23 protein-coding genes are annotated in these 22,735 nt (G+C 64.0%); 8 read left to right on the forward strand and 15 right to left on the reverse strand.

Annotated elements, in window-relative coordinates; translation table 11 throughout:
* Positions 1-1,629 (reverse strand): AMP-binding protein, encoded by a 1,629-nt coding sequence (locus F8R15_RS11755; protein WP_152844698.1) that lies wholly within the window; start codon positions 1,627-1,629, stop codon positions 1-3.
* Between the two features lie 97 nt (positions 1,630-1,726).
* On the opposite strand from F8R15_RS11755, the gene F8R15_RS11760 reads away from it, so the two are divergent.
* Together F8R15_RS11760 and F8R15_RS11765 are read left to right on the forward strand one after the other, a co-directional pair.
* On the forward strand, positions 1,727-2,374 hold the full coding sequence (locus F8R15_RS11760; protein ID WP_152844699.1) for a sulfotransferase family 2 domain-containing protein: 648 nt from the start codon (positions 1,727-1,729) through the stop codon (positions 2,372-2,374).
* 229 nt (positions 2,375-2,603) lie between these two features.
* On the forward strand, positions 2,604-3,305 hold the full coding sequence (locus F8R15_RS11765; RefSeq protein ID WP_078522320.1) for a Hint domain-containing protein: 702 nt from the start codon (positions 2,604-2,606) through the stop codon (positions 3,303-3,305).
* A gap of 180 nt (positions 3,306-3,485) precedes the next feature.
* On the opposite strand, the gene F8R15_RS11770 is transcribed toward F8R15_RS11765, so the two are convergent.
* The 10 genes from F8R15_RS11770 to F8R15_RS11815 all read right to left on the reverse strand — a co-directional run bounded on the left by F8R15_RS11770 (position 3,486) and on the right by F8R15_RS11815 (position 12,725).
* On the reverse strand, positions 3,486-5,675 hold the full coding sequence (locus F8R15_RS11770; protein WP_152844700.1) for a 3-hydroxyacyl-CoA dehydrogenase NAD-binding domain-containing protein: 2,190 nt from the start codon (positions 5,673-5,675) through the stop codon (positions 3,486-3,488).
* Between the two features lie 11 nt (positions 5,676-5,686).
* Complete coding sequence (locus F8R15_RS11775; RefSeq protein ID WP_078522322.1) at positions 5,687-6,898, reverse strand: acetyl-CoA C-acetyltransferase; 1,212 nt, start codon at positions 6,896-6,898, stop codon at positions 5,687-5,689.
* A gap of 9 nt (positions 6,899-6,907) precedes the next feature.
* Positions 6,908-7,534 carry a glutathione S-transferase family protein gene (locus tag F8R15_RS11780; protein ID WP_152844701.1) on the reverse strand — a complete coding sequence of 209 codons (627 nt, stop codon included), beginning with the start codon at positions 7,532-7,534 and terminating at the stop codon, positions 6,908-6,910.
* A gap of 194 nt (positions 7,535-7,728) precedes the next feature.
* Positions 7,729-8,265: a hypothetical protein gene (locus F8R15_RS11785; RefSeq protein WP_152844702.1), complete on the reverse strand. Its 537-nt coding sequence runs from the start codon at positions 8,263-8,265 to the stop codon at positions 7,729-7,731.
* Positions 8,266-8,281: 16 nt separating this feature from the next.
* Positions 8,282-8,494, reverse strand: coding sequence for a hypothetical protein (locus tag F8R15_RS11790; protein WP_078522325.1), 213 nt, complete (start codon positions 8,492-8,494; stop codon positions 8,282-8,284).
* Between the two features lie 115 nt (positions 8,495-8,609).
* Positions 8,610-8,969: a DUF6404 family protein gene (locus F8R15_RS11795; RefSeq protein ID WP_078522326.1), complete on the reverse strand. Its 360-nt coding sequence runs from the start codon at positions 8,967-8,969 to the stop codon at positions 8,610-8,612.
* 167 nt (positions 8,970-9,136) lie between these two features.
* Positions 9,137-10,912: an acyl-CoA dehydrogenase C-terminal domain-containing protein gene (locus tag F8R15_RS11800; RefSeq protein ID WP_152844703.1), complete on the reverse strand. Its 1,776-nt coding sequence runs from the start codon at positions 10,910-10,912 to the stop codon at positions 9,137-9,139.
* Between the two features lie 29 nt (positions 10,913-10,941).
* Positions 10,942-11,337 (reverse strand): MerR family DNA-binding transcriptional regulator, encoded by a 396-nt coding sequence (locus F8R15_RS11805; RefSeq protein WP_078522328.1) that lies wholly within the window; start codon positions 11,335-11,337, stop codon positions 10,942-10,944.
* A 239-nt stretch (positions 11,338-11,576) separates the two neighbouring features.
* The gene (locus F8R15_RS11810) at positions 11,577-11,945 is read right to left on the reverse strand and encodes a MerR family DNA-binding transcriptional regulator (RefSeq protein ID WP_078522329.1); all 369 of its coding nucleotides are present in this window, start codon (positions 11,943-11,945) and stop codon (positions 11,577-11,579) included.
* A gap of 87 nt (positions 11,946-12,032) precedes the next feature.
* A complete protein-coding gene (locus tag F8R15_RS11815) occupies positions 12,033-12,725 on the reverse strand; it encodes a metal-dependent hydrolase (RefSeq protein WP_078522330.1) in 693 nt (230 codons plus the stop codon).
* 180 nt (positions 12,726-12,905) lie between these two features.
* Here F8R15_RS11815 and gatC point away from each other — a divergent pair, with 180 nt between their 5' ends.
* Genes gatC through F8R15_RS11835 form a run of 4 tightly spaced genes read left to right on the forward strand, consistent with a single transcriptional unit; the run spans position 12,906 to position 16,090 of the window.
* The gene (gene gatC / locus F8R15_RS11820) at positions 12,906-13,193 is read left to right on the forward strand and encodes an Asp-tRNA(Asn)/Glu-tRNA(Gln) amidotransferase subunit GatC (protein WP_075775378.1); all 288 of its coding nucleotides are present in this window, start codon (positions 12,906-12,908) and stop codon (positions 13,191-13,193) included.
* Positions 13,190-14,668 carry an Asp-tRNA(Asn)/Glu-tRNA(Gln) amidotransferase subunit GatA gene (gene gatA / locus F8R15_RS11825; RefSeq protein ID WP_152844704.1) on the forward strand — a complete coding sequence of 493 codons (1,479 nt, stop codon included), beginning with the start codon at positions 13,190-13,192 and terminating at the stop codon, positions 14,666-14,668. The genes gatC and gatA overlap by 4 nt, the downstream gene beginning before the upstream one ends.
* Position 14,669: 1 nt before the next feature.
* Complete coding sequence (locus F8R15_RS11830) at positions 14,670-15,404, forward strand: hypothetical protein (protein WP_152844705.1); 735 nt, start codon at positions 14,670-14,672, stop codon at positions 15,402-15,404.
* Positions 15,401-16,090 (forward strand): N-acetylmuramoyl-L-alanine amidase, encoded by a 690-nt coding sequence (locus tag F8R15_RS11835; protein ID WP_368731041.1) that lies wholly within the window; start codon positions 15,401-15,403, stop codon positions 16,088-16,090. The genes F8R15_RS11830 and F8R15_RS11835 overlap by 4 nt, the downstream gene beginning before the upstream one ends.
* A gap of 73 nt (positions 16,091-16,163) precedes the next feature.
* On the opposite strand, the gene F8R15_RS11840 is transcribed toward F8R15_RS11835, so the two are convergent.
* Positions 16,164-18,179: an NADPH-dependent 2,4-dienoyl-CoA reductase gene (locus F8R15_RS11840; protein ID WP_152844706.1), complete on the reverse strand. Its 2,016-nt coding sequence runs from the start codon at positions 18,177-18,179 to the stop codon at positions 16,164-16,166.
* A 225-nt stretch (positions 18,180-18,404) separates the two neighbouring features.
* Here F8R15_RS11840 and F8R15_RS11845 point away from each other — a divergent pair, with 225 nt between their 5' ends.
* Positions 18,405-19,310, forward strand: coding sequence for a LysR family transcriptional regulator (locus F8R15_RS11845; RefSeq protein ID WP_152844707.1), 906 nt, complete (start codon positions 18,405-18,407; stop codon positions 19,308-19,310).
* A gap of 42 nt (positions 19,311-19,352) precedes the next feature.
* Here F8R15_RS11845 and F8R15_RS11850 read toward each other — a convergent pair whose 3' ends face one another.
* From F8R15_RS11850 to F8R15_RS11860, 3 genes are read right to left on the reverse strand one after another with little or no spacing between them, the layout of a single operon-like run.
* Positions 19,353-20,318, reverse strand: a complete 966-nt coding sequence (locus F8R15_RS11850; protein WP_152844708.1) for an OmpA family protein — start codon at positions 20,316-20,318, stop codon at positions 19,353-19,355.
* Entirely contained in the window at positions 20,315-21,028 is a 714-nt protein-coding gene (locus F8R15_RS11855) for a GNAT family N-acetyltransferase (protein WP_152844709.1), read from the reverse strand. Before F8R15_RS11855 ends, F8R15_RS11850 begins: the two co-directional genes overlap by 4 nt.
* Positions 21,025-21,753 carry a molybdopterin-binding protein gene (locus tag F8R15_RS11860; RefSeq protein ID WP_152844710.1) on the reverse strand — a complete coding sequence of 243 codons (729 nt, stop codon included), beginning with the start codon at positions 21,751-21,753 and terminating at the stop codon, positions 21,025-21,027. Before F8R15_RS11860 ends, F8R15_RS11855 begins: the two co-directional genes overlap by 4 nt.
* Positions 21,754-21,870: 117 nt before the next feature.
* On the opposite strand from F8R15_RS11860, the gene map reads away from it, so the two are divergent.
* Positions 21,871-22,680: a type I methionyl aminopeptidase gene (map, locus tag F8R15_RS11865; RefSeq protein ID WP_078550844.1), complete on the forward strand. Its 810-nt coding sequence runs from the start codon at positions 21,871-21,873 to the stop codon at positions 22,678-22,680.
* Positions 22,681-22,735: the final 55 nt, after the last annotated feature.

Here is a 22,735-nt window from a genome sequence, read left to right on the forward strand (position 1 = left end):
CTACGCGTCGAGCAGTTTGGCGACCGCTCGCAGCTCGAATTTCTGGATCTTTCCGGTCGAGGTTTTCGGCAGTTCCGAGAAGATCACACGCTTAGGCGTCTTGAAGCCTGCGAGCCGCGCGCGGCAGAACTTGATCAGTTCTTCTTCGGTCGCCTCCTTGCCCTCCTTCAGCTCGACGAAGGCGCAGGGCACTTCGCCCCAGGTCTCGTCCGGCTTGGCCACGACCGAGGCGAGCGACACCGCCGGATGGGCACAGATCACGCCCTCCACCTCGACCGAGGAGACGTTCTCGCCGCCCGAGATGATGATGTCCTTCGCGCGGTCGGTGATCTTGATGTAGCCGTCGGGATGCATGAAGGCGATGTCGCCCGAATGGAACACGCCGCCCTCGAAGGCCTCGCGCGTGGCTTGCGGGTTCTTGAAATAGCCCTTCATGACCATGTTGCCTCGGAAGACGATCTCGCCCAGATGCTGGGCGTCGCGCGCGACCTCCTTGCCCTGATCGTAGACGGTGACTTTCTCGAGCATCGGCATCGAGACCCCGGTGCGCGCCTTCAGGTCGGCACGCGCCTCGCCCTCGGTGCCCTCCCAAGAGGGCTTCCAGGTGCATTCCACCGCGGGGCCGTAGGTTTCGGTCAGCCCGTAGACCTGCGTGACGTTGAAGCCCAGCGGCTCGATCGCGGCCAGCGTCGAGGCGGGCGGCGGGGCGCCGGCGGTGAAGACCTCCACCACGTGATCGAAGGTGCGGCGGTGTTCTTCCTTGGCGTTGATGATCGTGTTGAGCACGATCGGCGCGCCGCCGAAATGCGTCACGCCATGATCGGCGATCGCGTCATAGATATTCTTCGCGGTCACATCGCGGCAGCCGACGACCGTGCCGCCCATCATCGGCACCATCCAGCTATGGGTCCATGAGTTGCAATGGAACAGCGGCACAATGGTCAGCAGCACCGGATAAAGCTGCATTCGCCAGGAGATCGCGTTGGCCTGAGTCGAGAGATAGGCGCCCCGGTGATGATAGACGACGCCCTTGGGCTTGCCGGTCGTGCCGGAGGTGTAGTTGAGCGCGATGCTCTCCCATTCGTCCTCGGGCATGATCCAGGCGAACATCGGATCGCCCTCGGCCACCAGCGCCTCGTATTCGAGGTAATGCCCGGTCGGCTCGAACCCGTGCTCGGGGTCGGCGACCTCGACGATCTGCGGTGCGGGGCCTTTCATCTTCTTCACGGCCTCTTCGGCCACCGGCAGGAAGGCCACGTCGCAGAGCACGACCTTCGCGCCGCCATGTTCGAAGATATAGGCGACTGTATCGACATCGAGCCGCGTGTTGATCGCATTGAGCACCGCACCACAGGCGGGCACGCCGAAATGCGCCTCGATCTGGGGCAGGGTGTTGGGCAGGATTGTCGCCACCACGTCGCCGGGCTTTACTCCGCGCGCCTTGAGGGCGGAGGCCAGCTGACTCACGCGCGCGTGGTAATCAACGTAATTATAAGAGCGGCTGCCATAGATCACCGCCGGTCGCTCGGGGAAGACCTCCAGCGCGCGGTTGAGGTGCGATAAAGGTGTAAGCGGTGCGTAATTCGCCGCGCATTTCTCCAGACCCGTCTCGTCGGCAAGCCAGCCCATGAAATCCTCCACGTAAATTGTCCGGGCATCTTCAGGCGGCATCGCGCGAAAGGAAAGAGGGTTTGCGTCATCTTTCGTCACAGCTAGTGTCGCGCGCATGATCGTTTCGCATGGCCGTCGCTACATCTTCGTTCATATCCCGAAGACGGGGGGCACGGCGCTGACGCTCTCGTTGGAGAACCGCGCGATGGCGGATGACCTGCTGATCGGCGACACGCCCAAGGCGCGGCGGCGCAAACGCAGGCTGGAGGGACGCGAGACCCGGGGGCGGCTTTGGAAGCATTCCACGCTGAGCGACGGGCTGGGGCTCTATAGCGAAGATGAGGCGCGCGCCTATTTCACCTTCACGCTGGTGCGGAACCCGTGGGACCGGGTCGTCAGCTACTACCATTGGTTGCGCGAGCAGCGGATGGCGCATCCCGCCGTGGCGTTAGCAAAGTCGCTGAGCTTTTCGGACTTCCTTAACCATCCGCACACGCAAGCCTCGCTCGCGGCGGCCCCCTATGGCAGCTACATGCGGCTGCCGGACGGGGAGGAGACTTGCGACCTTTATATTCGCCTCGAAGATGTAGAGGCCGATGCCGCCCCCCTCGCGTCACATCTCGGGTTTTCCGTGACTCCCCTCGCGAGATGCAACATCTCCGAGCGGAAGCGCAACTGGCGCGGGTATTTTTCAGATTTCGACGCTGAAGTGGTTTCGAAACTCTGTGCCGAGGACATCGCGCGGTTCGGTTACCGATTCTAAATTTTCGCGCAATTGCAATTTGCGACGCAATTTGGGCGATTCTCACGGGTCTGTGAGCGCACCCCTATCCAAAAAGATAGGTCAAACGCGCGAACCCCTATCCAAAAAGATAGGTCAATCACGGGTCCGTGAGCAACTTACTGTCCGAAAGTATAGGTTTGCCACATTTCGGTCACCTTTCGGCCCCGGAAACTCCCCAGGAATCAATTGATCTAGGTAGGACGAAGAAATGGCCTCGCCGACTTTCAGAAGGAAGACCGACATGACCCGCAGTGCAACGACGACTTGGAACGACGATTGCGCCTTTGATTCCGCTCTGGCGGGCGCAACCTCCGGGCGAGTGCTCGATAACGGGGCTGCTTCGGGGATCGTTGCCGGAACGCGAATCGCGACCGCTATGGGCTGGCGCCCGGTGGAAGCAATTGCGGTCGGTGACATGGTCATGACCTTCGACAGTGGCCTGCGTCCCGTCGTGGACGTCAAGCGAACTCAACTCTGGCTCGGTCACGGGCGTTGCCCGGACCATCGCAAGCCGCTCGCCGTGCCGGTCGGCGCGTTGGGCAACAAAACCCCGATGCTGCTTTTGCCTGAACAGAACATGATGGTGGAAAGCGACATGGCTGAGGCAATTTACGGTGACCCCTTCGCCGTAATCCCCGCCTCTGCTCTTGAAGGCTATCGTGGGATCGATCGGATTACACCCCACCGTCCGATCGACGTGATCGTGCTGGAGTTTGAGGAGGAGGAGATCGTCTACGCGAATGGTTCTGGCATGGTCCATTGCGGTTCGATCAACAGCCACCGGCTCGAAGCACTCTTCGACGATGATGCAGGCCCGAACTACGAGACGCTGTCGCTTGAAATGGCACGCTCGATCGTTGCAGGGCTCATCGACGAAGATCTGACCGCGCACGCTTACGCGGCAGAGTGATAGCCCGGCCTGATTCCCTCCTGATCAACTGACAGGCCGAACGCCGCACCCATGACCAGGGTGCGGCGTTTTCCTTTGTCTTGGAGACAGGTGGGAGGCGGGCGTTGAAGTGCCTCCCGGCCATAGAAAAACGCCGGGGCCTTTCGGTCCCGGCGTTCTGGTTTCTCTGGCGCTCTCGGATCAGGCGGCTTTCGCGGCCTGACCTTCGCCGTAGCGACCGTAGAAGGTCTCGCCCGAGGCTGCGATGTCGCGCAGCAGGGCCGGGGCCTCGAAGCGCGGACCGTATTGCGCGGTGAGTGCCTCGCAGATCGTGACGGCCTTGCCGGCACCGAGGATGTCGAGCCAGCTGAACGGGCCACCCGACCACGGGGCGAAGCCCCAGCCGAGGATCGCGCCCACGTCACCCTCGCGGATGTCTTCCAGCACGCCCTGCTCGAAGGCACGGACCGCTTCCAGCACCTGCGCCATCAGCAGGCGATGCTGCACGTGATGGACGTCGGGCTGCTCGTCGGCGCGCGGGAACTTGGCGTCGAGACCTTCCCACAGACCCTGGCGTTTGCCCTTCTCGTCATAGTCGTAGAAGCCCGCGTTCGACTTGCGACCCATCCGGCCTTCGTCGGCCATCCAGAACAGCACATCATCGACCGCCTCATCGGGATAGGCATCGCCCATCGCCGCCTTGGTCGCCTTCGCGATCTTCACGCCGAGGTCGATCGAGGTCTCGTCCACCAGCTGCAGCGGCCCCAGCGGCATGCCGACCATGGTGGCGGCGTGCTCGACCAGCGTCGGGTTCACCCCCTCGGCCACCATGCGAATCCCCTCGTTGATGTAAGGGATGATGCAGCGGTTGGCGTAGAAGAAGCGCGCGTCGTTGACCACGATCGGGGTCTTGCGGATCTGGCGCACGAAATCGAGCGCTTTCGCCACGGCCACCGGGCCGGTCCCGGCGCCCTTGATGATCTCCACCAGCATCATCTTGTCGACGGGCGAGAAGAAGTGGATGCCGATGAACTGCTCGGGGCGCGCGCTGGCCTTGGCCAGTTCGGTGATCGGCAGGGTCGAGGTGTTGGTGGCGAAGATCGCGTCTTGCGGAATCACGGCTTCGGCCTTCTTGGTGACCTCGGCTTTGACGCCCGGATCTTCGAACACCGCTTCCACGATCAGGTCGCAACCCTCAAGGGCGGCGTAATCCGTGGTCGCTTTGATCAGGCCGAGCGTCTTCGCCTTGCCCTCTTCGGTGACCTTCTTGCGCGAGATACCCTTGTCGAGGATGCCCTCGGAATAGGATTTCCCGCGATCGGCGGCCTCCTGGCTGTTGTCGATCAGCACGACCTCGATACCGGCCTTGGCCGAGACATAGGCGATACCTGCGCCCATCATGCCCGCGCCGAGGATGCCGACCTTCTTCACCTTCTGGTCCGACACGTCGGGACGGTTCGCGCCCTTCTCCAGCGCGCCCTTGTTGATGAAGAGCGAGCGGATCATCGAGGTCGACGACGGGTTCAGCAGCACATTGGTGAACCAGCGCGCCTCGATCTTGATCGCCTGATCGAAGGGCACGAGCGCGCCTTCATAGACCGCCGACAGAAGCGCCTTGGCCGCCGGATAGACGCCTGCGGTCTTGCCATGCACCATCGCGGAGGCACCCACGAAGGTCATGAAGCCCGCCGGGTGATAGGGCGCGCCGCCGGGCATCTTGAAGCCCTTCGCGTCCCACGGTTTCACCAGATCGGCGTCTTTGGCGTTCAGCACCCATTCCTTCGCGGCGGCCAGCGGATCCTCGACGACCTCGTCGATCAGGCCTGCGGCTTTCGCCTTCTTGGGGTCCGAGAGCTTGCCTTCCAGCAGGAAGGGCGCCGCCGCCATCGCACCGAGCTTGCGCGAGACACGGGTGGTGCCGCCGCCGCCGGGGAAGATGCCGACCATGATCTCGGGCAGGCCGATCTTCGCCTTCGGATTGTCCGCGACAAAGGTGCGGTGCGTCGACAGCGGCAGTTCCAGACCGATGCCGAGCGCGGTGCCGGGGATCGCGGTCGCGATCGGCTTGCCGCCCTTGTTGGTCTTCGGGTCCATGCCGGCACGCTCGATCTTGCGCAGGACGTGGTGCATCTGCATCACGCCGTCGAAGATCGCCTGAGCGCCGCCTTCGCGCATCTGCGCGATGACGTTGAGGTCCATGCCGCCCGCGAAATCGGGCTTGCCGGAGGTGATGACGACACCTTTGCATTTGTCATCCGCCAGCGCCTTGTCGATGAAACTGTCGAGGAGCGCGAAGCCCTCCATGCTCATCACGTTCATCGACTTCTCGGGCACGTCCCAAGTGATGACGGCAACGCCGTCGCTGCCAAGTTCGTATTTGAAATCAGCCATTTGTTCCTCCCTCACACGCGCTCGATGATGGTCGCGGCGCCCATGCCGGACGCGACGCAAAGCGTGGCCAGACCGGTATTCAGGTCGCGGCGTTCCAGCTCGTCCAGCAGCGTGCCGATGATGATCGCGCCGGTGGCGCCGAGCGGGTGGCCAAGCGCGATCGCGCCGCCATTGACGTTGACCTTGTCGGCATCGACCTGGAAGGCCTGCATGAAGCGCAGCACGACCGCGGCAAAGGCCTCGTTCACCTCGAACAGGTCGATATCCGAGATCGACATGCCCGAGTCGGCGAGGATCTTCTCGGTCACCGGAACCGGGCCGGTCAGCATGATCGTCGGATCGGTGCCGATCTTCGCGGTGGCGCGGATGCGCGCGCGGGGCTTGAGGCCATGCGCCTCACCGAATTCCTTGTTGCCGATCAGCACGGCGGCGGCACCGTCCACGATACCCGAGGAGTTGCCCGCGTGGTGGACGTGGTTGATGTGATCGAGATGCGGGTATTTCAGCATCGCGACCTTGTCGAAGCCCGGCATCACCTCGCCCATCTCCTTGAAGGAGGGCTTGAGGCCGCCGAGGCTTTCCATGGTGGTGCCCGCCCGCGGGAATTCGTCGTGGTCGAGGATGGTCAGACCGTTCTGGTCCTTCACCGGCACGATGGATTTCGCGAAACGGTTTTCCTTGATCGCCTCGGCTGCACGGCGCTGCGATTCCACGCCGAGCGCGTCGACGTCTTCGCGGCTAAAGCCGTATTCGGTCGCGATGATATCGGCCGAGATGCCCTGCGGGACGAAGTAGGTCTTCATCGCGAGCGACGGGTCCACGGCGATTGCCGCGCCGTCCGAGCCCATCGCGACGCGGCCCATCATCTCGACGCCGCCTGCGATATAGCCCATGCCCGCGCCGCCGCGCACCTGGTTCGCGGCGAGGTTCACGGCTTCCATGCCCGACGCGCAGAAGCGGTTGATCGACAGGCCGGGGATGCGCTCGTCGAGATCCGACAGAAGCACCGCCGAGCGTGCAAGGCAGCCGCCCTGCTCCATCACCTGGGTCGCGTTGCCCCAGATCACGTCCTCGACCGCGTGGCCTTCGAGGTTGTTACGCTCCGCCACCGCGTTCAGCAGCCGCGCCGACAGCGCGACCGAGCTGACCTCGTGCAACGAGCCGTCCTTGCGGCCCTTGCCCCGCGGGGTGCGGGCTGCGTCATAGATATAGGCTTCCGTCATGGTTCCTCCTCACGCCCGGTCGGAAGGATTGCCGGGCATCAAATCATAGGGGTGTTTCCAACCGGGCAGGGCGGCGATGCCGTCCAGCCAACGGTCGATATTGGGGAATTCCTTGCGGTCGAACCCGAAGGGCTCGGGGTAGTAGAGGTAGCCGCAGCAGGCGAAATCGGCCAAGCTGGGCTGGTCGCCGACGACCCAGTCGCGGCCGTCCATATGCTTTTCCAGCGTCTTGATCGCGGTCAGCACGCGGCCCTTGAGCCAGGCGATCGCCTCTTGCGGACGCTTCTCTTCGGGCAGGAAGTTCATCAGGAAGCGCAGGCCGCCTTGCTGGCCCGAGCCCTTTTGCGCGTCCCAGAACATCCAGCGCAGCATCTCGTTGCGATCCCCGGCGAGGAATTTGCCGGTCTGCTCCGCGATGTGAAGCTGGATGACGCAGGATTGCGACAGGGTCAGATCGCCCTCTTTGAAGACGGGTGCTTCGGCCATTTCGTTCAGCGACTGATACTCGGCGCTGCGCGCCTCGCCGTTGAAGAAATCGACATAGACAGGCTCCCAGTCGTAGCCTGCCAGTTCCATCGTCAGCGCCGCCTTGTAGGCGTTGCCAGACTCTCCGAAGCAATAAAGTTGTGCCGCCATTCGCTGCGGTCCTCCCTGATCACGGGGCCAATCTGACCCCTAAGTGACGCGAACGTAAGCCCCTCATGAGCATTTCGCCGCAACGTCATTCCAGCACGACGTCGCGTCCAACGCGAGGGAGAGAGCGACGTTCCGTCGCGAGAGGTGAACGGACGTCAACGGAAAGCGCGGAAAAAGCGATGGAAGCGGTGCGGTTAGCGCACCGCTTCCATCGTGCCTTTGGGAAACTCGATGCCTTCGAAATCGGGATAGACCTTGCGCAGAACCGCGATCTGCGCCGGGCTGTCGATGCGCACGAGATACCATTCCTCGCCGTCTTGCAGCGCCAGCGTGGTATTGGTCGAGCGCACTTTGCCCATATCGGGCACCTCCATCACCGTCGAGGTTGGGATCTGCGCATAGGCCCGGCCCGAAGACGTCTCTCCGGTCTTCATCGCGGCGATGTTCATCTCGAAATCGTCGATCGTCACCGAGGCCATCGCATCGTTGATCTGCTTGCGCATGATCTCTTCGAGCTGCTCTTTCGGCACGCCTGTCTGATCCGCGATCGCCTGCATCATCTTCGGCGGCACCGTGTCGAAGAAGACCGAGTAATCCTTCTCGTCCACCGCCTTGGTGAAGCCCGCGACTTCCTGCGTCACCGCGTTGCGGTCGGCGGCGTCGAACGCGAGCGCAGGCAGGGTCGAGAGGGCGAGGGACGCGACAGCGAAAGCGAGAGACAGGCGGGTCATGGATGTCCTTTCGAAATCAGGCTTTGCGCTCGCCAAGCTCGGCCTTGAACAGCCGCAGGCGGTGGTTGAGATTTTCCTCGTGGGTGACGGAGTTGAAATGCTCGAACAGGAAGGTCAGTGCCTCGTCGGGCGTGATTTCCGCCTCCTGCGCGAAGCGGTTGAGTCTGCGATAGGCGTCATTGGTCATGGCGACGGGAAAGCGACGGGTCAGGCGCAGGCGTTTGGGCATTCAGGCTCCGGGGCAATGTAGCGCGGGAAGGCGCGTCAGGTTGCGCGCAGCTTAGGAAGAAACCTGCGCGCTGGCCAGACCGCCGGTGCTCTGGGACCGAGCCTCAAGCCCGCCCCTAGAGGTCGTCCCAATCGCTCAGCCCGAGCTTGTTCTTGCGGTGGATCTGCCACAGCGCCATCAGCGCACCGAAGGCGAGCGCCGAGATTACCAGCGTCACCAGATGCGGCGCGAAGGACATGCCCTCGGTCGCGCTCAGCAGGTGGTCCACCAGAAGCTGCGCCACCGCGAACCCGGCTGCGAAGATCAGCAGGTTTTGCTTCCAGTCGAGATAGGGAATCGGGCGGGGCTCGAAGCCCAGCCAATGCAGCACCCGTGCGCCCATTGGCGGCCGGGTCGAGCGGAACACGCCCCGCGCCCGCAGCTCTGCGAGAGCGGCGTCGTAACGGCGGTTGGTTTCTGCATTATCGAGATACATGACGGCGGGACTCGGTGGGAATCGTCTCTGGTTGGAGATTCCGAGGGTAGACCCGCGCGGCCGCAAAACAATCGTCCGGCGCTACACTTCGCCTGACATGGCGGTGATTGAAAATTGAAACGGCGGGCCGAGGCCCGCCGTTCATTTTTTCGTTGGATCCGGTCGCCTTAGAACTGGTCGTCGGCGAGCGCCATGACCGGGTCCGCGCCGGTCTCGATCCGCGCGAGGTGCATCGCGCAGGCCGGAAGCTGACGCGCCATGTAGTAGCGGCCCGTCGCGATCTTGCCTTCGTAGAAGGACGTATCGGTCGCGCCGTTGTCGAGCGCCGTGAAGGCGGCTTTCGCCATCCGCGTCCACATCAGGCCAAGGCAGACATGACCCATCAGATGCATGAAGTCATAGCTGCCCGAGAGCGCCGCGTTCGGGTTCTTCATGCCGTTCTGCATGAAGAACATGCCCGCCGTCTGAAGCTGCTTCGAGGCGTTCTTCAGCGCGTCGGTGAAGGGCTTCATCCGCTCGTCATCGTCATGCGATTTGCACTCGGCTTTGACCATCTCGAAGAAGGCCATGACGTGCTTGCCGCCGTCCTGAGCGAGCTTGCGGCCCACCAGGTCGAGCGCCTGAATGCCGTTCGCGCCTTCGTAGATCATCGCGATGCGCGCGTCGCGCACATGCTGCGACATCGGCCAGTCCTCGGTATAGCCGTGGCCACCGAAGACCTGCTGCGCGGAGACGGCGGTTTCGAAACCCTTGTCGGTCAGGAAGCCCTTGATGACCGGGGTCATCAGCGAGATCAGACCTTCGGCCTCGGCGTCGTTGAGCGCATGGGAGCGGTCGATCAGATGCGCACCCCAGAAGGTGAAGGCGCGGGCGCCCTCGACGAAGCTCTTCTGATCCATCAGCATCCGGCGCACGTCCGGGTGCACGATGATCGGATCGGCGGCTTTCTCGGGTGCTTTGACGCCGGTTACGTCGCGACCCTGCGTGCGGTCCTTCGCGTAAGCCACGGCTTCCTGATAGGCGGCTTCGGCCACGGCGTAGCCCTGAAGGCCCACGCCGAGACGCGCTTCGTTCATCATCGTGAACATTGCGCGCATCCCCTTGTGGAGATCGCCCAGCAGCCAGCCCTTCGCGCCGTCATAGTTCATGACGCAGGTCGCGTTGCCGTGGATGCCCATCTTCTCTTCGAGCTTGCCGACCGAGAGCGAGTTGCGCTCGCCCAGCGAGCCGTCCTCGTTGACGAGGAACTTCGGCACGATGAAGAGCGACACGCCCTTGGTGCCTTCGCCACCGCCCGGCGCTTTCGCCAGCACGAGGTGAATCACGTTGTCCGACAGGTCGTGATCGCCCGCCGAGATGAAGATCTTCGTGCCGGTGATCGCGTAGGAACCATCGTCCTGCGGCTCGGCCTTGGTGCGCATCAGACCCAGATCGGTGCCGCAATGGGGCTCCGTCAGGTTCATCGTGCCGGTCCAGTCGCAGGTGACCATCTTCGGCAGATAGGTCTGCTTCTGGTCGTCCGTGCCATGCGTGTGGATCGCCGAATAGGCGCCGTGGGTCAGGCCCTGATACATGTTGAAGGCCATGTTGGCCGAGACGAACATCTCGCCCACCGCGCAGTTGAGCAGGTAGGGCATGCCCTGACCGCCGAACTCGGGATCGCAATCGAGCGCGGTCCAGCCGCCCTCTTTCATCGCCTCGAACGCCTTGTCGAACCCTTTGGGCGTGCGGACCACGCCGTTTTCGAGCACGCAGCCTTCCTTGTCGCCCACCTCGTTCAGCGGGGCCAGCACCTCGGACGAGACCTTCCCGGCCGCATCCAGAACGGCCTCGGTGAAGTCGCGGTCCATTTCCTCGTAACCCGGCACATCCGAATTCGAGACCTTGAGCAGCTCATGCAGCACAAACTGCATGTCCTTGGTGTTGGCGATAAAGCTCGACATGGTTCGCTCCCTTTAGTCGTCTTCGCGGATCAGGCCGCGTCGTCGTGGCGCGCCTTCTCCAGTTCCTTCTCCGCCCACTCGATCTGACCGGCCAGTTCGTCGATCGCCTGACCCAGTTCCTCGCGTTGGCGCGTCATTTCCTCCAGACGTTGCTGTGCGAGCTTGATCGTCTCGTTCAGCTGCGTCTTCTGCTTGTCGCCCATTTCGTAGAGGTCCAGTAGCTGGCGGATATCCTCCAGCGAAAACCCGAAACGTTTGCCGCGCAGGATCAGTTTCAGCCGGGCGCGATCGCGTCGCGTAAACAGCCGCTTCTGTCCCTCGCGAATGGGAAACAGCAACTCCTTGCTTTCGTAGAACCGCAGGGTGCGCGGGGTCACCTCGAAGGCGTCGCACATCTCGCGGATCGTCATTACTGTGTCGGTCATACTCTCTGCCTCGCGTTTCCTTTGCGTAATGCGACGCGGCAAATCGTCTGCCTGCGGCCACATTACAAGACTTCTTTACGTTCGCGTCACCGTAACGTGGCGTCACGAATCCAATGACGTAATGTCAGGGAATTTTTACCGTACGGTAAAGCAAGTTTCTTTCCTCGAAACTCGCCATAATCGTCAAGCTCACAAGGCGCTCTCACGACCTCGCTGACGTTAAGGAATGCATTTCAGGGTCAAGAATCAAGTGTGTCCCGAACCTGATCACGCAATTGTCGGAGGTCGTCGATAGCCGCGTCCAATTCTTCACGCTGCTGCGTCAATACGTCAAGCTGCCGATCGGCAAGTTCGACCCAGACGCGGTTCTGCTCTTCCGTGCCTTGCTGATCGTAGATCATCAGCCACTGGCGCAGTTCCTCGAGCGAGAAGCCAAACCGGCGACCGCGCAGGATCAACGTCATCCGCGCGACCTCGCGCGGACCGTAATAGCGCGAACGCCCTTCCTTCTGGGGATTGAGAAGCTCGATATACTCGTAATAGCGCAGCGTGCGCGGGGTCACGTCGAACCGCTCGCACATCTCCTTGAAGGACAATAAGTCTGACATCTATTCGGCCTCCCGATCCGGGCGAGAAGCTAGCGCGCCGGGCTGCAAGCTGCAAGCAATGCCGCCCCCGGCCCGGCGCGCTTCAGCTTAGATCTCGATAGCTTTGAGCATCTCTGGTTCGATCACATCCACACCGGGCAAGCCGTCGATGAGCGGCTGGGCCGATTGCTCCAGCGCATCGAAGGTCTTGTAGTGGCAGGGAATGACGGTCTTGAAGTTGAAATACTTCTTCGACGCCCAGGCCGCGCGCTTCATGTCCATCGTGAAATGGCCGCCCGCGGCAAGGATGCCGATATCGGGATTATGCAGTTCGCCCATCCATTCCATGTCGGCCATGATGTCGGTGTCGCCGGTGACATAGATCGTGTGCCCCTCGGCTTCGATCATGAAGCCCGCGGGCTGGCCTGCATAGACCGGATCGCCGCCCTTGTAGTCGATCGAGGCGGAATGGGTCGCGTTCACCATCGTGACCTTCGCGCCGCCCAGATCGACGGTGCCGCCCTTGCCGAAGCCGACGGTTTCGGCCCCCTCTGCGCCAAGGATGATCGACAATTCGTGAATGCAGTAGATCGGAATGCCCAGTTCCTTCGCGATCGGCACCGCATCGGAGGCGTGATCGCCGTGGCCATGGGTCAGCAGCAGATGCGTCGCGCCTTTGATCGCTTCGCTGCGCTTGTCATCCGGAAAGACCGGCGAGCCGGTCAGGAACGGGTCGAGCAGGATCACGGCATCGCCGGTTTCGATGCGGAAGCCGGAATGGCCGAGCCAAATGACTTTCATATGGGTTTCCTCCGTTAGGCACTTCGATTGTGACAGGGTGACGTATCAGCACTGTGCAGGTTCCAAGATTAGCGCGCAAATTCGCGTGTGACAGGGCAGGGGCCCGCTGATGCGGGGCGCGGCGCTTGAAAGCCCCAGTGGCTCGGGCTAAACCGCCTTCCAAGACAAGCGGAGAAGCACATGTCCATTGATATCGACACCGCCCGCAAAGTGGCGCATCTGGCCCGGATCCGGGTGCCCGAAGACCATCTGCCCGAGCTCGCGCAGGAGCTGTCGAGCATCCTGACCTTCATGGAGCAGCTCAACGAGGTCGACGTCGAGGGCGTCGAGCCGATGACCTCCGTGACGCCGATGCGCCTCAAGCGCCGCGTCGACGAGGTGACCGATGGCGGTTATCCCGAGAAAATCCTCAAGAACGCCCCCGATGCCCGTGAGGGCTTCTTTGCCGTGCCGAAGGTGGTCGAATGAGCCTGAACAAACTGACGATTGCCGATGCGCGCGATGCGCTGAAGAAGGGCGATGTGACCGCGGTCGAACTGACCGAGTCCTGCCTGAGCGAGATCGAGGGTGCAGGCGCGCTGAACGCCTACGTGCACAAGACCCCCGAGATCGCGCTGGAGCAGGCCAAGGCCGCCGATGCCCGCATCAAGTCGGGCGATGCGCCCGCGATGTGCGGTATCCCGCTGGGCATCAAGGATCTTTTCGCCACCAAGGGCGTGGCGACGCAGGCCGCGTCGAACATCCTCGACGGGTTCAAGCCGGAATACGAATCCACCGTCACGCAGAACCTGTGGGATGCGGGCGCGGTGATGCTCGGCAAGCTGTCGATGGACGAATTCGCGATGGGCTCGTCGAACGAGACCGCCTGCTACGGTCCCGCCGTGAACCCGTGGAAGATCGACGACCGGAAACTGACGCCGGGCGGCTCCTCGGGCGGTTCCGCTGCCGCCGTGGCTGCCGATCTGTGCCTTGCCGCGACCGGCACCGATACCGGCGGCTCGATCCGCCAGCCCGCCGCCTTCACCGGCATCGTCGGCATCAAGCCAACCTATGGCCGCGTCTCGCGCTGGGGCGTGGTGGCCTTTGCCTCCTCGCTCGATCAGGCGGGCCCGATGACCAAATCGGTGCGCGACGCGGCGATCATGCTGGGCACGATGTGCTCGCACGATCCGAAGGATTCGACCTCCGCCGATATTCCGGTCCCGGATTTCGAGGCGGCGCTGACCGGCGACATTCGCGGCAAGAAGATCGGTATCCCGAAGGAATACCGCATCGAGGGCATGCCCGCCGAAATCCAGAAGCTCTGGGACGAGGGCATCGCGATGATGAAAGATGCGGGCGCCGAGATCGTCGATATCTCGCTGCCGCATACGAAATACGCGCTGCCCGCCTATTACGTGGTGGCTCCGGCGGAAGCCTCGTCGAACCTCGCGCGTTATGATGGCGTGCGCTACGGTCACCGCGCCAAGCTCGCGGCGGGCGAGGGCATCGTCGACATGTACGAGAAGACCCGCGCAGAAGGCTTCGGCCCCGAGGTCCAGCGTCGCGTGATGATCGGCACCTATGTCCTCTCGGCAGGCTTCTACGACGCCTATTACAACCGCGCCCGCAAGGTCCGCGCGTTGATCAAGCGCGACTTCGAGCAGGTCTTCGCACAGGGCATCGACTCGATCCTGACGCCCGCCACCCCGTCGGCCGCTTTCGGGCTGGGCGAGATGGACGGCGCCGATCCGGTCGAGATGTATATGCAGGACGTGTTTACCGTGACGGTGAACCTTGCGGGCCTTCCCGGCGTTTCGGTGCCGTGCGGGCTGGGCAGCAAGGGTCTTCCGCTGGGGCTGCAACTCATCGGGCGGCCCTGGGAAGAGGGCGATCTGCTGAATCACGCCCATGTCCTCGAACAGGCGGCGGGCTTCGCGGCCAAACCGGAGAAATGGTGGTAACATGAAACAGGCACTCGCGATCCTCGGCGGCGTTCTGGCCCTCTCGGGCTGTATCTCTTCGATCCCTGACAGCGGCCCCGAAGCCCGTCGCGAGGCCGAACTGCGCGGCCAGCCCATCGTGCCGCCCTCGGCGCAGAGCGTTCTGCCGACCGACAACGGCGCGACGAACCCCGACGCGCCCGGCGCACCGCTGAACGCGACCGGCACCGCGATGCCGGGCACGACCAATGCGCTGTCTGCGCCGACGATCGACGCAGGCGGCACCATCGGCGACGACCCGTCGACCTCGGCCTCCAGCTCGAATGGCGGCGACAATAGCGGCGCTGCGATCGGGGCCGATGCAATGGCCGCGCTGCAGCAGACCGACGCGTCGAACAGCACCGCCGGATCGAGCACCACGGCCAGCTCGCCGGGTTTCGACACCACCGCGTCGAGCAGCCTCGCCACCGCGCCCGTCGCACAGAACACGATCAGCAATCAGGACAGCTCGGGCCCGAACCTCGCCGCCTATGCGCTGTCGGTGTCGAACCGGCCGGGTGATTCCGTCTACAAGCGCTCGGGCATCAAGCTGACCTCGTCGGACAAGGCCTGCGCGAAATACGTCTCGGCTGATCAGGCGCAGCGCGCCTTCCTCTCGGCAGGCGGCCCGCAGAAAGACCGACTGAACCTCGATCCCGATGGCGACGGGTTCGCCTGCGGTTGGGATCCGACGCCGTTCCAGCAAGCGCGTCAGTGAGCGCCGACTGGCCCTCGCCCAATTACGGCCCGCGCCGCGATGGGGCGGTGCCGGAACTTATCGTCATCCACTACACCGCGATGCGGTCCTGCGAGTCCGCACGCACCCGCCTCTGCCTCCCCGAGGCGGAGGTCTCCGCGCATTGGCTGATTGGGCGTGACGGTTCGGTCGAGCAACTCGTCCCCGAGGAGATGCGCGCCTGGCATGCGGGTTTGGGGAGCTGGCAGGGTCTGGGCGATGTGAACTCGCGCTCCATTGGGATCGAGCTGGACAATGAAGGCGACCGTCCGTTCCCCGAGCCTCTGATGGCCTCGCTTGAGGCGCTTCTGCCGCAGATCATGCGCCGCTGGGCAATCGCGCCGGAGAACGTCATCGGCCATTCGGACTTCGCGCCCGAGCGCAAGATCGACCCGGGGCCGCGTTTCGATTGGCAGCGCCTCGCGCGGCAGGGTTTGGCGATCTGGCCTGAACGCGGCACCACTGCGCCTGCGGTCGATTCCGAGAACTTCCTCGCGCTGGCGTCCAGCCTCGGCTATCCGGAAGCGCCGCTCGCGACGATCCTGCCCGCCTTCCGCCTGCGCTTTCGCCCGCGCGATGAAGGGCCGCTCGATGCGGTCGATATGGCGCTGGTCGCCGATCTGGCCATGCGCTTCGGCGCGGATGGCGGGGCGTGGCGTTCCAGCTGAGGACGATGAGGGGGCTCTGCCCCCGCTCGCGATGCGAGCCCCCCGGGATATTTCTTCCAAGCCGAAAGGGTGATCAGAGCGCTGCGGCGAGCCGGGTGCCCTGATCGATGGCGCGTTTCGCGTCGAGTTCTGCTGCCACATCCGCGCCGCCGATCACATGCGGCCTGCGGCCCGCCGCGATCAGCGCATCGGCTAGCGAGCGGTCGGAGAGTTGGCCCGCGCAGAGTACGACCGTGTCGGCCTCGATCAGCGTCGGGGTCTCGCGCGCCTCTCCGAAAGTGACATGCAGCCCCTCGGCAGTGATCTTCTCGTAATTCACGCCGCCGATCATTTTCACGTCCTTCATATGCAGCGCCGCGCGGTGAACCCAGCCAGTGGTCTTGCCGAGGCGGCGGCCGAGCTTTTCCTTCTTGCGCTGCAGCAGCGTGACCTCGCGGGCGGGGGCCTCAGGCGCGGGCTTGGTCAACCCGCCCGGCGTCTGCGCCGGATCGCCGACGCCCCATTCGCGCTTCCATTCTTCCAGATCCAGCGTCGAGCTTTCGGTCACCGTCAGGAATTCGGCCACGTCGAAGCCGATGCCGCCCGCGCCGATCACTGCGACGCGTTTGCCGGCGGTGACGCGGCCCTTGAGGATGTCGATATAAGTCACGACCTGCCCGCCCTCGGTCGGGATTTCCGGGTCGCGCGGCTGCACGCCGGTCGCGATGATGATCTCGTCGAAGGGCGCGAGCAATTCGGGCGTGGCGTCGGTCTCCAGCGTCACCGTCACGCCGGTCTTCTCGACCATGGTCTTGAACCAGTCGGTGAGGCCGTGGAATTCCTCCTTGCCGGGGATCGCGCGTGCCATGGTCAGCTGCCCGCCGAGTTCCGAGGCGCGGTCGAACAGCGTCACGGCATGGCCGCGCTCGGCTGCGGTGATCGCGGCAGACAGGCCCGCCGGGCCCGCGCCGACGACGGCAATCGATTTCGGCGCCTCGGTCCTGGCGATGACGATCTCGGTCTCATGGGCGGCGCGCGGATTCACGAGGCAGCTCGAGACCTTGCCCTGGAACGTGTGGTCCAGACAGGCCTGATTGCAGGCGATGCAGGGCGCGATCTCGGCGGCGCGGCCTTCTTTCGCCTTCACCACGAAATCCGCATCGGCGAGGAAGGGGCGCGCCATAGAGACCATGTCGGCGCAGCCGTCGCCCAGCACCTCTTCTGCGACTTCAGGCGTGTTGATGCGATTGGACGTGATGACCGGGATCGAGACCTCGGGCTTGAGCCGCCCGGTGAGCCAGGTGAAGGCCGCCCGCGGCACCGACGTCACGATGGTCGGCACCCGCGCCTCGTGCCAGCCGATGCCAGTGTTGAGCATCGTCGCGCCCGCCGCCTCTACGGCTTTCGCGAGCGTGACCACCTCTTCCCAGGTCGAGCCGTCGGGGATCAGGTCGATCAGCGAGATGCGGAAAATCACGATGAAATCGGGGCCGACCGCTTCACGCACGCGCTTGACCACTTCGACGGGCAGGCGCATCCGGTTCTCGAACGAGCCGCCCCAACCGTCTTCGCGCTTATTGGTGTGGCGCACGAGGAACTGGTTGAGGAAATAGCCCTCGGAGCCCATCACCTCGACGCCGTCATAGCCCGCCTCGCGGGCGCGCGCGGCGGCGGTGGCAATGTCGGCGATCTGCTTCTCGATCCCGGCTTCGTCGAGCTCTTTCGGGAGGAAGGGCGAGATCGGGGATTTAATGGCCGAGGGGGCCACGCAATCGGGGCCATAGGCGTAGCGTCCCGCATGAAGAATCTGCATCGCGATCCGGCCGCCCGCTTCGTGGACGCGGTCAGTGATAATGCGGTGATGCGCGATATCTTCGGGGGTGAACAGGCCCGCCGCGCCGGGGAACACGCCGCCTTCATTGTTGGGGGCCATGCCGCCCGTCACCATCAGCGCGACACCGCCGCGCGCGCGCTCGGCGTAGAACTCGGCCACCGCATTCCAGTCGCCGCGCTCTTCGAGATTGGTGTGCATCGAGCCCATCAGCACGCGGTTCGGCAGCGTCACATGGCCCAGATCGAGCGGCGTGAAGATATGCGGATATTGGCTCATGTAACCCTCCCTGATTTGGCCCGCACTCTGCGGCGCGAGGCCAAGCTTGTCACGTCAAACGCGGCGTCAGAGCGAAAGCGCCACCGTTTCGCAGGGGTCACCAACCTGCGGGATTCTCTCCCATTGTTACCCTCGTATTGTCGCCGCGAAGTCTAAATTGCGCCCGATTTCGTACCGATAAGCGGGAAATAAGAAACAGAAATTACAAGCCGAAGGGTGTTTGGGATGGATCGCCTGACTGAAATGGAAGCCTTTGCCACCGTCGTGGATCAAGGGGGCTTCACCGATGCGGCCAAGAAGATGGGCATCTCCAAATCGGCTGTGTCGAAACACGTCTCGGCGTTGGAGGCGCGACTCGGCGCACGCCTTCTGAACCGCACCACCCGTCGCGTTTCGCCGACGGAAATCGGGCTGGCCTATTACGACCGCGCGCGCCGTGTTCTCAACGATGCGGGCGAGGCCGATGCGCTGGTCACGTCGATGCAGACGGCGCCCTCGGGGCTGCTGCGCATCTCGGTCGCCACCGATTTCGGTGTGAATCTTCTTTCGCCCGTTCTGGGCGAATTCCTGCAGGAATTTCCCGAAATCACCGTGAATATGGTGCTGAACAATCGATACGTCGAACTCATCTCCGAAGGGTTCGACATGGCGATCCGCGTCGGTGAGTTGGAGGATTCGAGCCTGCGCGCGCGCAAGCTGACCGAGACCTCGCGCCGGATGATCGCCTCGCCGGATTACTTCGCGAAATTCGGTCGCCCCGAGCGGATCGACGATCTCAACGATCACAAGCTGCTGCATTATTCCAACCAGTCGGCGGGCAATGTCTGGAAGCTGACCGCGCCTTCGGGCGAGCGGCGTCAGGTCCGCTCGGCGGGCTGGCTGACGGTCAATGACGGCCAGTCGCTGCTGCACGCCGCGACCGCCGGTCTGGGGATCGCTTACCTGCCGTCCTTCCTTTACGCCGATGCGATGCGCGAAGGGCTGGTGGAAGAGGCGATGCCCGATCTGCCGATGGAAACGCTGGGCATCTACGCGATCTATCCGCCGGGCCGTTTCACCCAGCCGAAAGTGCGCGCCTTCATCGATTTCCTCGCCAAGACCTTCGCCGAGAAGGGCCCCGACAACTGGTGAGAGCGAACTCCCTCCCGCGCCGGGCCAATCCGCCGGCTGGCGCTAACTCCGGGTCGAGGTGAGAACCGCTTCGACCCGTCTGTTTTTCTCGCGCCCCTCTTTGGTCAGGTTGCTTGCGCGCGGGGCGAGGAAGCCCGCCCCCTCGGCGCTGACCTGCGACGCCGCGACCCCGTAATCGCCGACCAGCTTCTGCCGTGCCGATTGCGCGCGTTTCTTCGACAGCGCGATATTGGCCGCGAGCGAGCCCACCGCATCGGTATGGCCCACCAGCATCACCTGAAAATCGGGATTGGCCTTGAGGAACTCGGCCAGTGCCTGCAGCGAGGCGAAATCGCCCGAACCGAGCGCGGAGGCCCCGGACGGAAAGTCGAGATCGTCGAGCGCGACCGAGCCCTGCGCCTCGAGCGTCTGCGCAAGCGCGGAGGGGGCGACGGCGGGGGCATCGGCGCGCGGCAGAATCGGTGCGGTTTGCGGCGGGGCGAGCGGATCATCGGGCTGAGCAGGCGTGACGTCCTGCACCCGCATCTCGGTCACCTGAATGAAGCCCGACTCGGACGAGCGCGACACGGTAATTCCGAAGTAATCCGCCCCATTGCGCGCCGCGATATAGCGGAAGTCGCCCAGATCGACATGCATCGCGGGCTCTGACAGCAGGTCGAGCGCGTAGCGGAAATCGAACCCGCCGCAGGCCTGCGTGTCGCATTCATAGAGGATGTCGTAGCCCGCCTGTTCGAGCTGATCGCGCAGCGGGGCGAGGATTTGCAGCGTCGTGTTCTGATTGGCGCGCAACTGATAGGCCGTATCGGAGCGCGCGCCTTCCAGAGCGCGGGTCTCGAGCTGACCGTCCTGCCACGGCCCGACTGCCAACTGGTAGCTGGTGGCGGGGCTCGTTTCCTGCGCCGATTGCGTGGCGCCTGCGGGCAGTTGCAGATCCGACGCCGCCTGTGCCGCGTGGGACAGGGTAGCGGCGAGAAGACCTGCCAACAGGAGGGTCGCCCGGCGGGTCATGCCACCTCCGGCGCGCGGCGATAGTGATATTGCGCGCGCACTTCCATACCGAAGCTTTCGGCGAGCGTGTTCGAGGCGTCATTGGCGAGCGTCGTGATCATCTCGAACCGCTCCGCCCCGGCCTCGGCGGCCCAGCGTGCGCCCTCATGGATCATCTCGCGCGCGAGGCTCATCCGGCGGTATTTTGGGGCGACGGCGAGCGCGTGGAGCATCGCGGCCCCTTCATAAACAGCGATATAGGCAACGCCTGCGGCCCGGTCGTCTTTGCGGCCCAGCACGCAGGTTTTCGGCACCTCGGCGCGATCCATGATCGCCTGACGCTCGGGGCCGACATCGAGCTCGGTCCACAGGTCGCGGGCGATCTGCAGCGGCGGCCAATGGGCAAAAGCGGTCACGGGCGGCACCTCGCCCTGCATCGCGGCGATCGGAGCCGACCAGATCCGCACCGGGTCATAGGATTCGTAGCCGCGCGCCTCCAGAACCGCATCCAAGGCCTCGTCGCCTGCGCGGATCATGAAGCGCGGGCGCTGGCCCAAGGCGCGATGCGCAGCTTCGGCGGCCGGAATGTCGGCCTGCTCGAGCGGCACTTCCAGCGTCGCGCAGCTGACGCGCGAGCCGCCGCCTTGTCCGTCACGGATCAGAAATCCGCCCGCGCGGCGATATTCGGCTGCGGGCCAAGTCGCGTCGATGATCGCGTAGGCGTCGATCATGTGCCCTCCGGGAAGGCGGTTTTCAGCTCGGCGAAGCCCGCGTCGACCTGAACGGGATCGGTGCCTCGCAGCACGAGATTGGTGCCGTAACGGCCTTCCTGCACGAAGGGGTAGGAGCCGATCGAGAGGTCGGGATAGCGGCCCGCCAGCGCGCGCAGATCGTCGGCCACCGAGGATTCCGCGCGCAGCACCTGCAGGCTGCGCGAGATCATCGGCGCGCCGCCGGTGAGTTTCGGCAAAAGCCCCTCGACCATCGCCTGAAAGATGTTCGGCACGCCCGCCATCACATGGACATTGCCCAGCGAGAAGCCCGGCGCGGCAGAGACCGGGTTCTCGATCAAAACCGCGCCGTCGGGGATCCGCGCCATGCGCAGCCGCGCGGAGGTGAATTCCGTATCCCGGGCTGCGTAATGCGCGGCGAGGATCGCTTTGGCATCCTCGCGCACGTCGAGCTTGGCGCCCATCGCCTCGGCCACCGCATCGGCGGTGATGTCGTCATGGGTCGGGCCGATTCCGCCGCTCGTAAAAAGGTGATCATGGGCTGCCGAGAGCTCCCGCACTGCGGCTACGATCACCTCGTTATCGTCCGGCACCACGCGGATTTCGCGGCAGGTGATTCCGCGCTCGACCAGCTGTCCGGCCAGATAATGCGCGTTTCCCTCGCGGGTGCGCCCCGAGAGGATTTCATCGCCGATGATCAGGATCGCTGCGGTGGGATTTGGCATCTGTGAGGCTCCTTTCGACTTGGTATAGGGCGCGGAACGGGGCGCGAAAAGCCCGGGCACTGGCCAAGCCCCGCTTTTGTGACTATCTAAAGGCCGAAACCCTTAAGGAGCAGACCGTTGGACGATACTCAGGGCCGCACCACGAAGGACGGAATCCGGATCTACGATCAGAGCGATTTTGCGGGAATGCGCGCCTCCTCGCAGGTGACGGCGCAAATTCTCGACGAGGTCGCCGATCTGGTGGAGCCGGGGGTCACGACCGCAGCACTCGACGCCTTCATCGAACGCCGCGTGGGCGAGCTGGGCGCGACCTCGGCGACCATCGGCTATCGCGGCTATCAGCACGCGAGCTGCATCTCGGTGAACCATGTCGTCTGCCACGGCATCCCGGGCGACAAGAAGCTGAAGGACGGCGATATCATCAATATCGACGTGACCGTGATCCTCGACGGCTGGTTCGGGGACAGCTCGCGCATGTATGTCGCGGGCAATCTGAGCCGCAAGGCCGAGCGTCTGATCCAGGTCACCCATGACTCGCTCATGGTCGGCATCGAGCAGGTGAAGCCCGGCAACACCTTTGGCGATATCGGTCATGCGATCCAGAAATTCGTCGAGAGCAACCGCATGTCGGTCGTGCGCGATTTCTGCGGTCACGGCGTCGGCAAGGTCTTCCACGCGCCGCCGAACGTGCTGCATTACGGGCGCGCAGGATCCGGCGCGATGCTGGAAGAGGGCATGATCTTCACGATCGAGCCGATGGTGAATCTGGGCCGTCCCGAGACCAAGGTTCTGGCCGACGATTGGACCGCGGTGACGCGGGACAAATCGCTGTCGGCGCAGTTCGAGCATTCGGTGGGTGTGACCGCCGACGGCTGCGAGATCTTCACCACTTCGCCGGCGGGGCGTTTCCACCCGACCTGGCGCTAAGGTTCAGGCGTTAGTGGGGGCGCTGCCCCCACTGGCTGCGCCAGCCCCCCCGGGA

This window comes from Thioclava sp. JE_KL1, from assembly GCF_009296265.1.
GTDB lineage: Bacteria > Pseudomonadota > Alphaproteobacteria > Rhodobacterales > Rhodobacteraceae > Thioclava.

What these genes read in the sequence shown, in the direction of transcription:
- F8R15_RS11785 (WP_152844702.1), bottom strand. Translation starts at nt 8,265, where the DNA reads ATGACCCGCCTGTCTCTCGCTTTCGCTGTCGCGTCCCTCGCCCTCTCG.
- F8R15_RS11775 (WP_078522322.1), bottom strand. Translation starts at nt 6,898, where the DNA reads ATGACGGAAGCCTATATCTATGACGCAGCCCGCACCCCGCGGGGCAAG.
- F8R15_RS11840 (WP_152844706.1), bottom strand. Translation starts at nt 18,179, where the DNA reads ATGAGCCAATATCCGCATATCTTCACGCCGCTCGATCTGGGCCATGTG.
- F8R15_RS11850 (WP_152844708.1), bottom strand. Translation starts at nt 20,318, where the DNA reads ATGACCCGCCGGGCGACCCTCCTGTTGGCAGGTCTTCTCGCCGCTACC.
- F8R15_RS11760 (WP_152844699.1), top strand. Translation starts at nt 1,727, where the DNA reads ATGATCGTTTCGCATGGCCGTCGCTACATCTTCGTTCATATCCCGAAG.
- F8R15_RS11810 (WP_078522329.1), bottom strand. Translation starts at nt 11,945, where the DNA reads ATGTCAGACTTATTGTCCTTCAAGGAGATGTGCGAGCGGTTCGACGTG.
- F8R15_RS11855 (WP_152844709.1), bottom strand. Translation starts at nt 21,028, where the DNA reads ATGATCGACGCCTACGCGATCATCGACGCGACTTGGCCCGCAGCCGAA.
- F8R15_RS11770 (WP_152844700.1), bottom strand. Translation starts at nt 5,675, where the DNA reads ATGGCTGATTTCAAATACGAACTTGGCAGCGACGGCGTTGCCGTCATC.
- F8R15_RS11765 (WP_078522320.1), top strand. Translation starts at nt 2,604, where the DNA reads ATGGCCTCGCCGACTTTCAGAAGGAAGACCGACATGACCCGCAGTGCA.
- F8R15_RS11860 (WP_152844710.1), bottom strand. Translation starts at nt 21,753, where the DNA reads ATGCCAAATCCCACCGCAGCGATCCTGATCATCGGCGATGAAATCCTC.
- F8R15_RS11830 (WP_152844705.1), top strand. Translation starts at nt 14,670, where the DNA reads ATGAAACAGGCACTCGCGATCCTCGGCGGCGTTCTGGCCCTCTCGGGC.
- F8R15_RS11795 (WP_078522326.1), bottom strand. Translation starts at nt 8,969, where the DNA reads ATGTATCTCGATAATGCAGAAACCAACCGCCGTTACGACGCCGCTCTC.
- F8R15_RS11800 (WP_152844703.1), bottom strand. Translation starts at nt 10,912, where the DNA reads ATGTCGAGCTTTATCGCCAACACCAAGGACATGCAGTTTGTGCTGCAT.
- gatC (WP_075775378.1), top strand. Translation starts at nt 12,906, where the DNA reads ATGTCCATTGATATCGACACCGCCCGCAAAGTGGCGCATCTGGCCCGG.
- F8R15_RS11805 (WP_078522328.1), bottom strand. Translation starts at nt 11,337, where the DNA reads ATGACCGACACAGTAATGACGATCCGCGAGATGTGCGACGCCTTCGAG.
- F8R15_RS11780 (WP_152844701.1), bottom strand. Translation starts at nt 7,534, where the DNA reads ATGGCGGCACAACTTTATTGCTTCGGAGAGTCTGGCAACGCCTACAAG.
- F8R15_RS11790 (WP_078522325.1), bottom strand. Translation starts at nt 8,494, where the DNA reads ATGCCCAAACGCCTGCGCCTGACCCGTCGCTTTCCCGTCGCCATGACC.
- F8R15_RS11815 (WP_078522330.1), bottom strand. Translation starts at nt 12,725, where the DNA reads ATGAAAGTCATTTGGCTCGGCCATTCCGGCTTCCGCATCGAAACCGGC.
- gatA (WP_152844704.1), top strand. Translation starts at nt 13,190, where the DNA reads ATGAGCCTGAACAAACTGACGATTGCCGATGCGCGCGATGCGCTGAAG.
- F8R15_RS11845 (WP_152844707.1), top strand. Translation starts at nt 18,405, where the DNA reads ATGGATCGCCTGACTGAAATGGAAGCCTTTGCCACCGTCGTGGATCAA.
- F8R15_RS11755 (WP_152844698.1), bottom strand. Translation starts at nt 1,629, where the DNA reads ATGGGCTGGCTTGCCGACGAGACGGGTCTGGAGAAATGCGCGGCGAAT.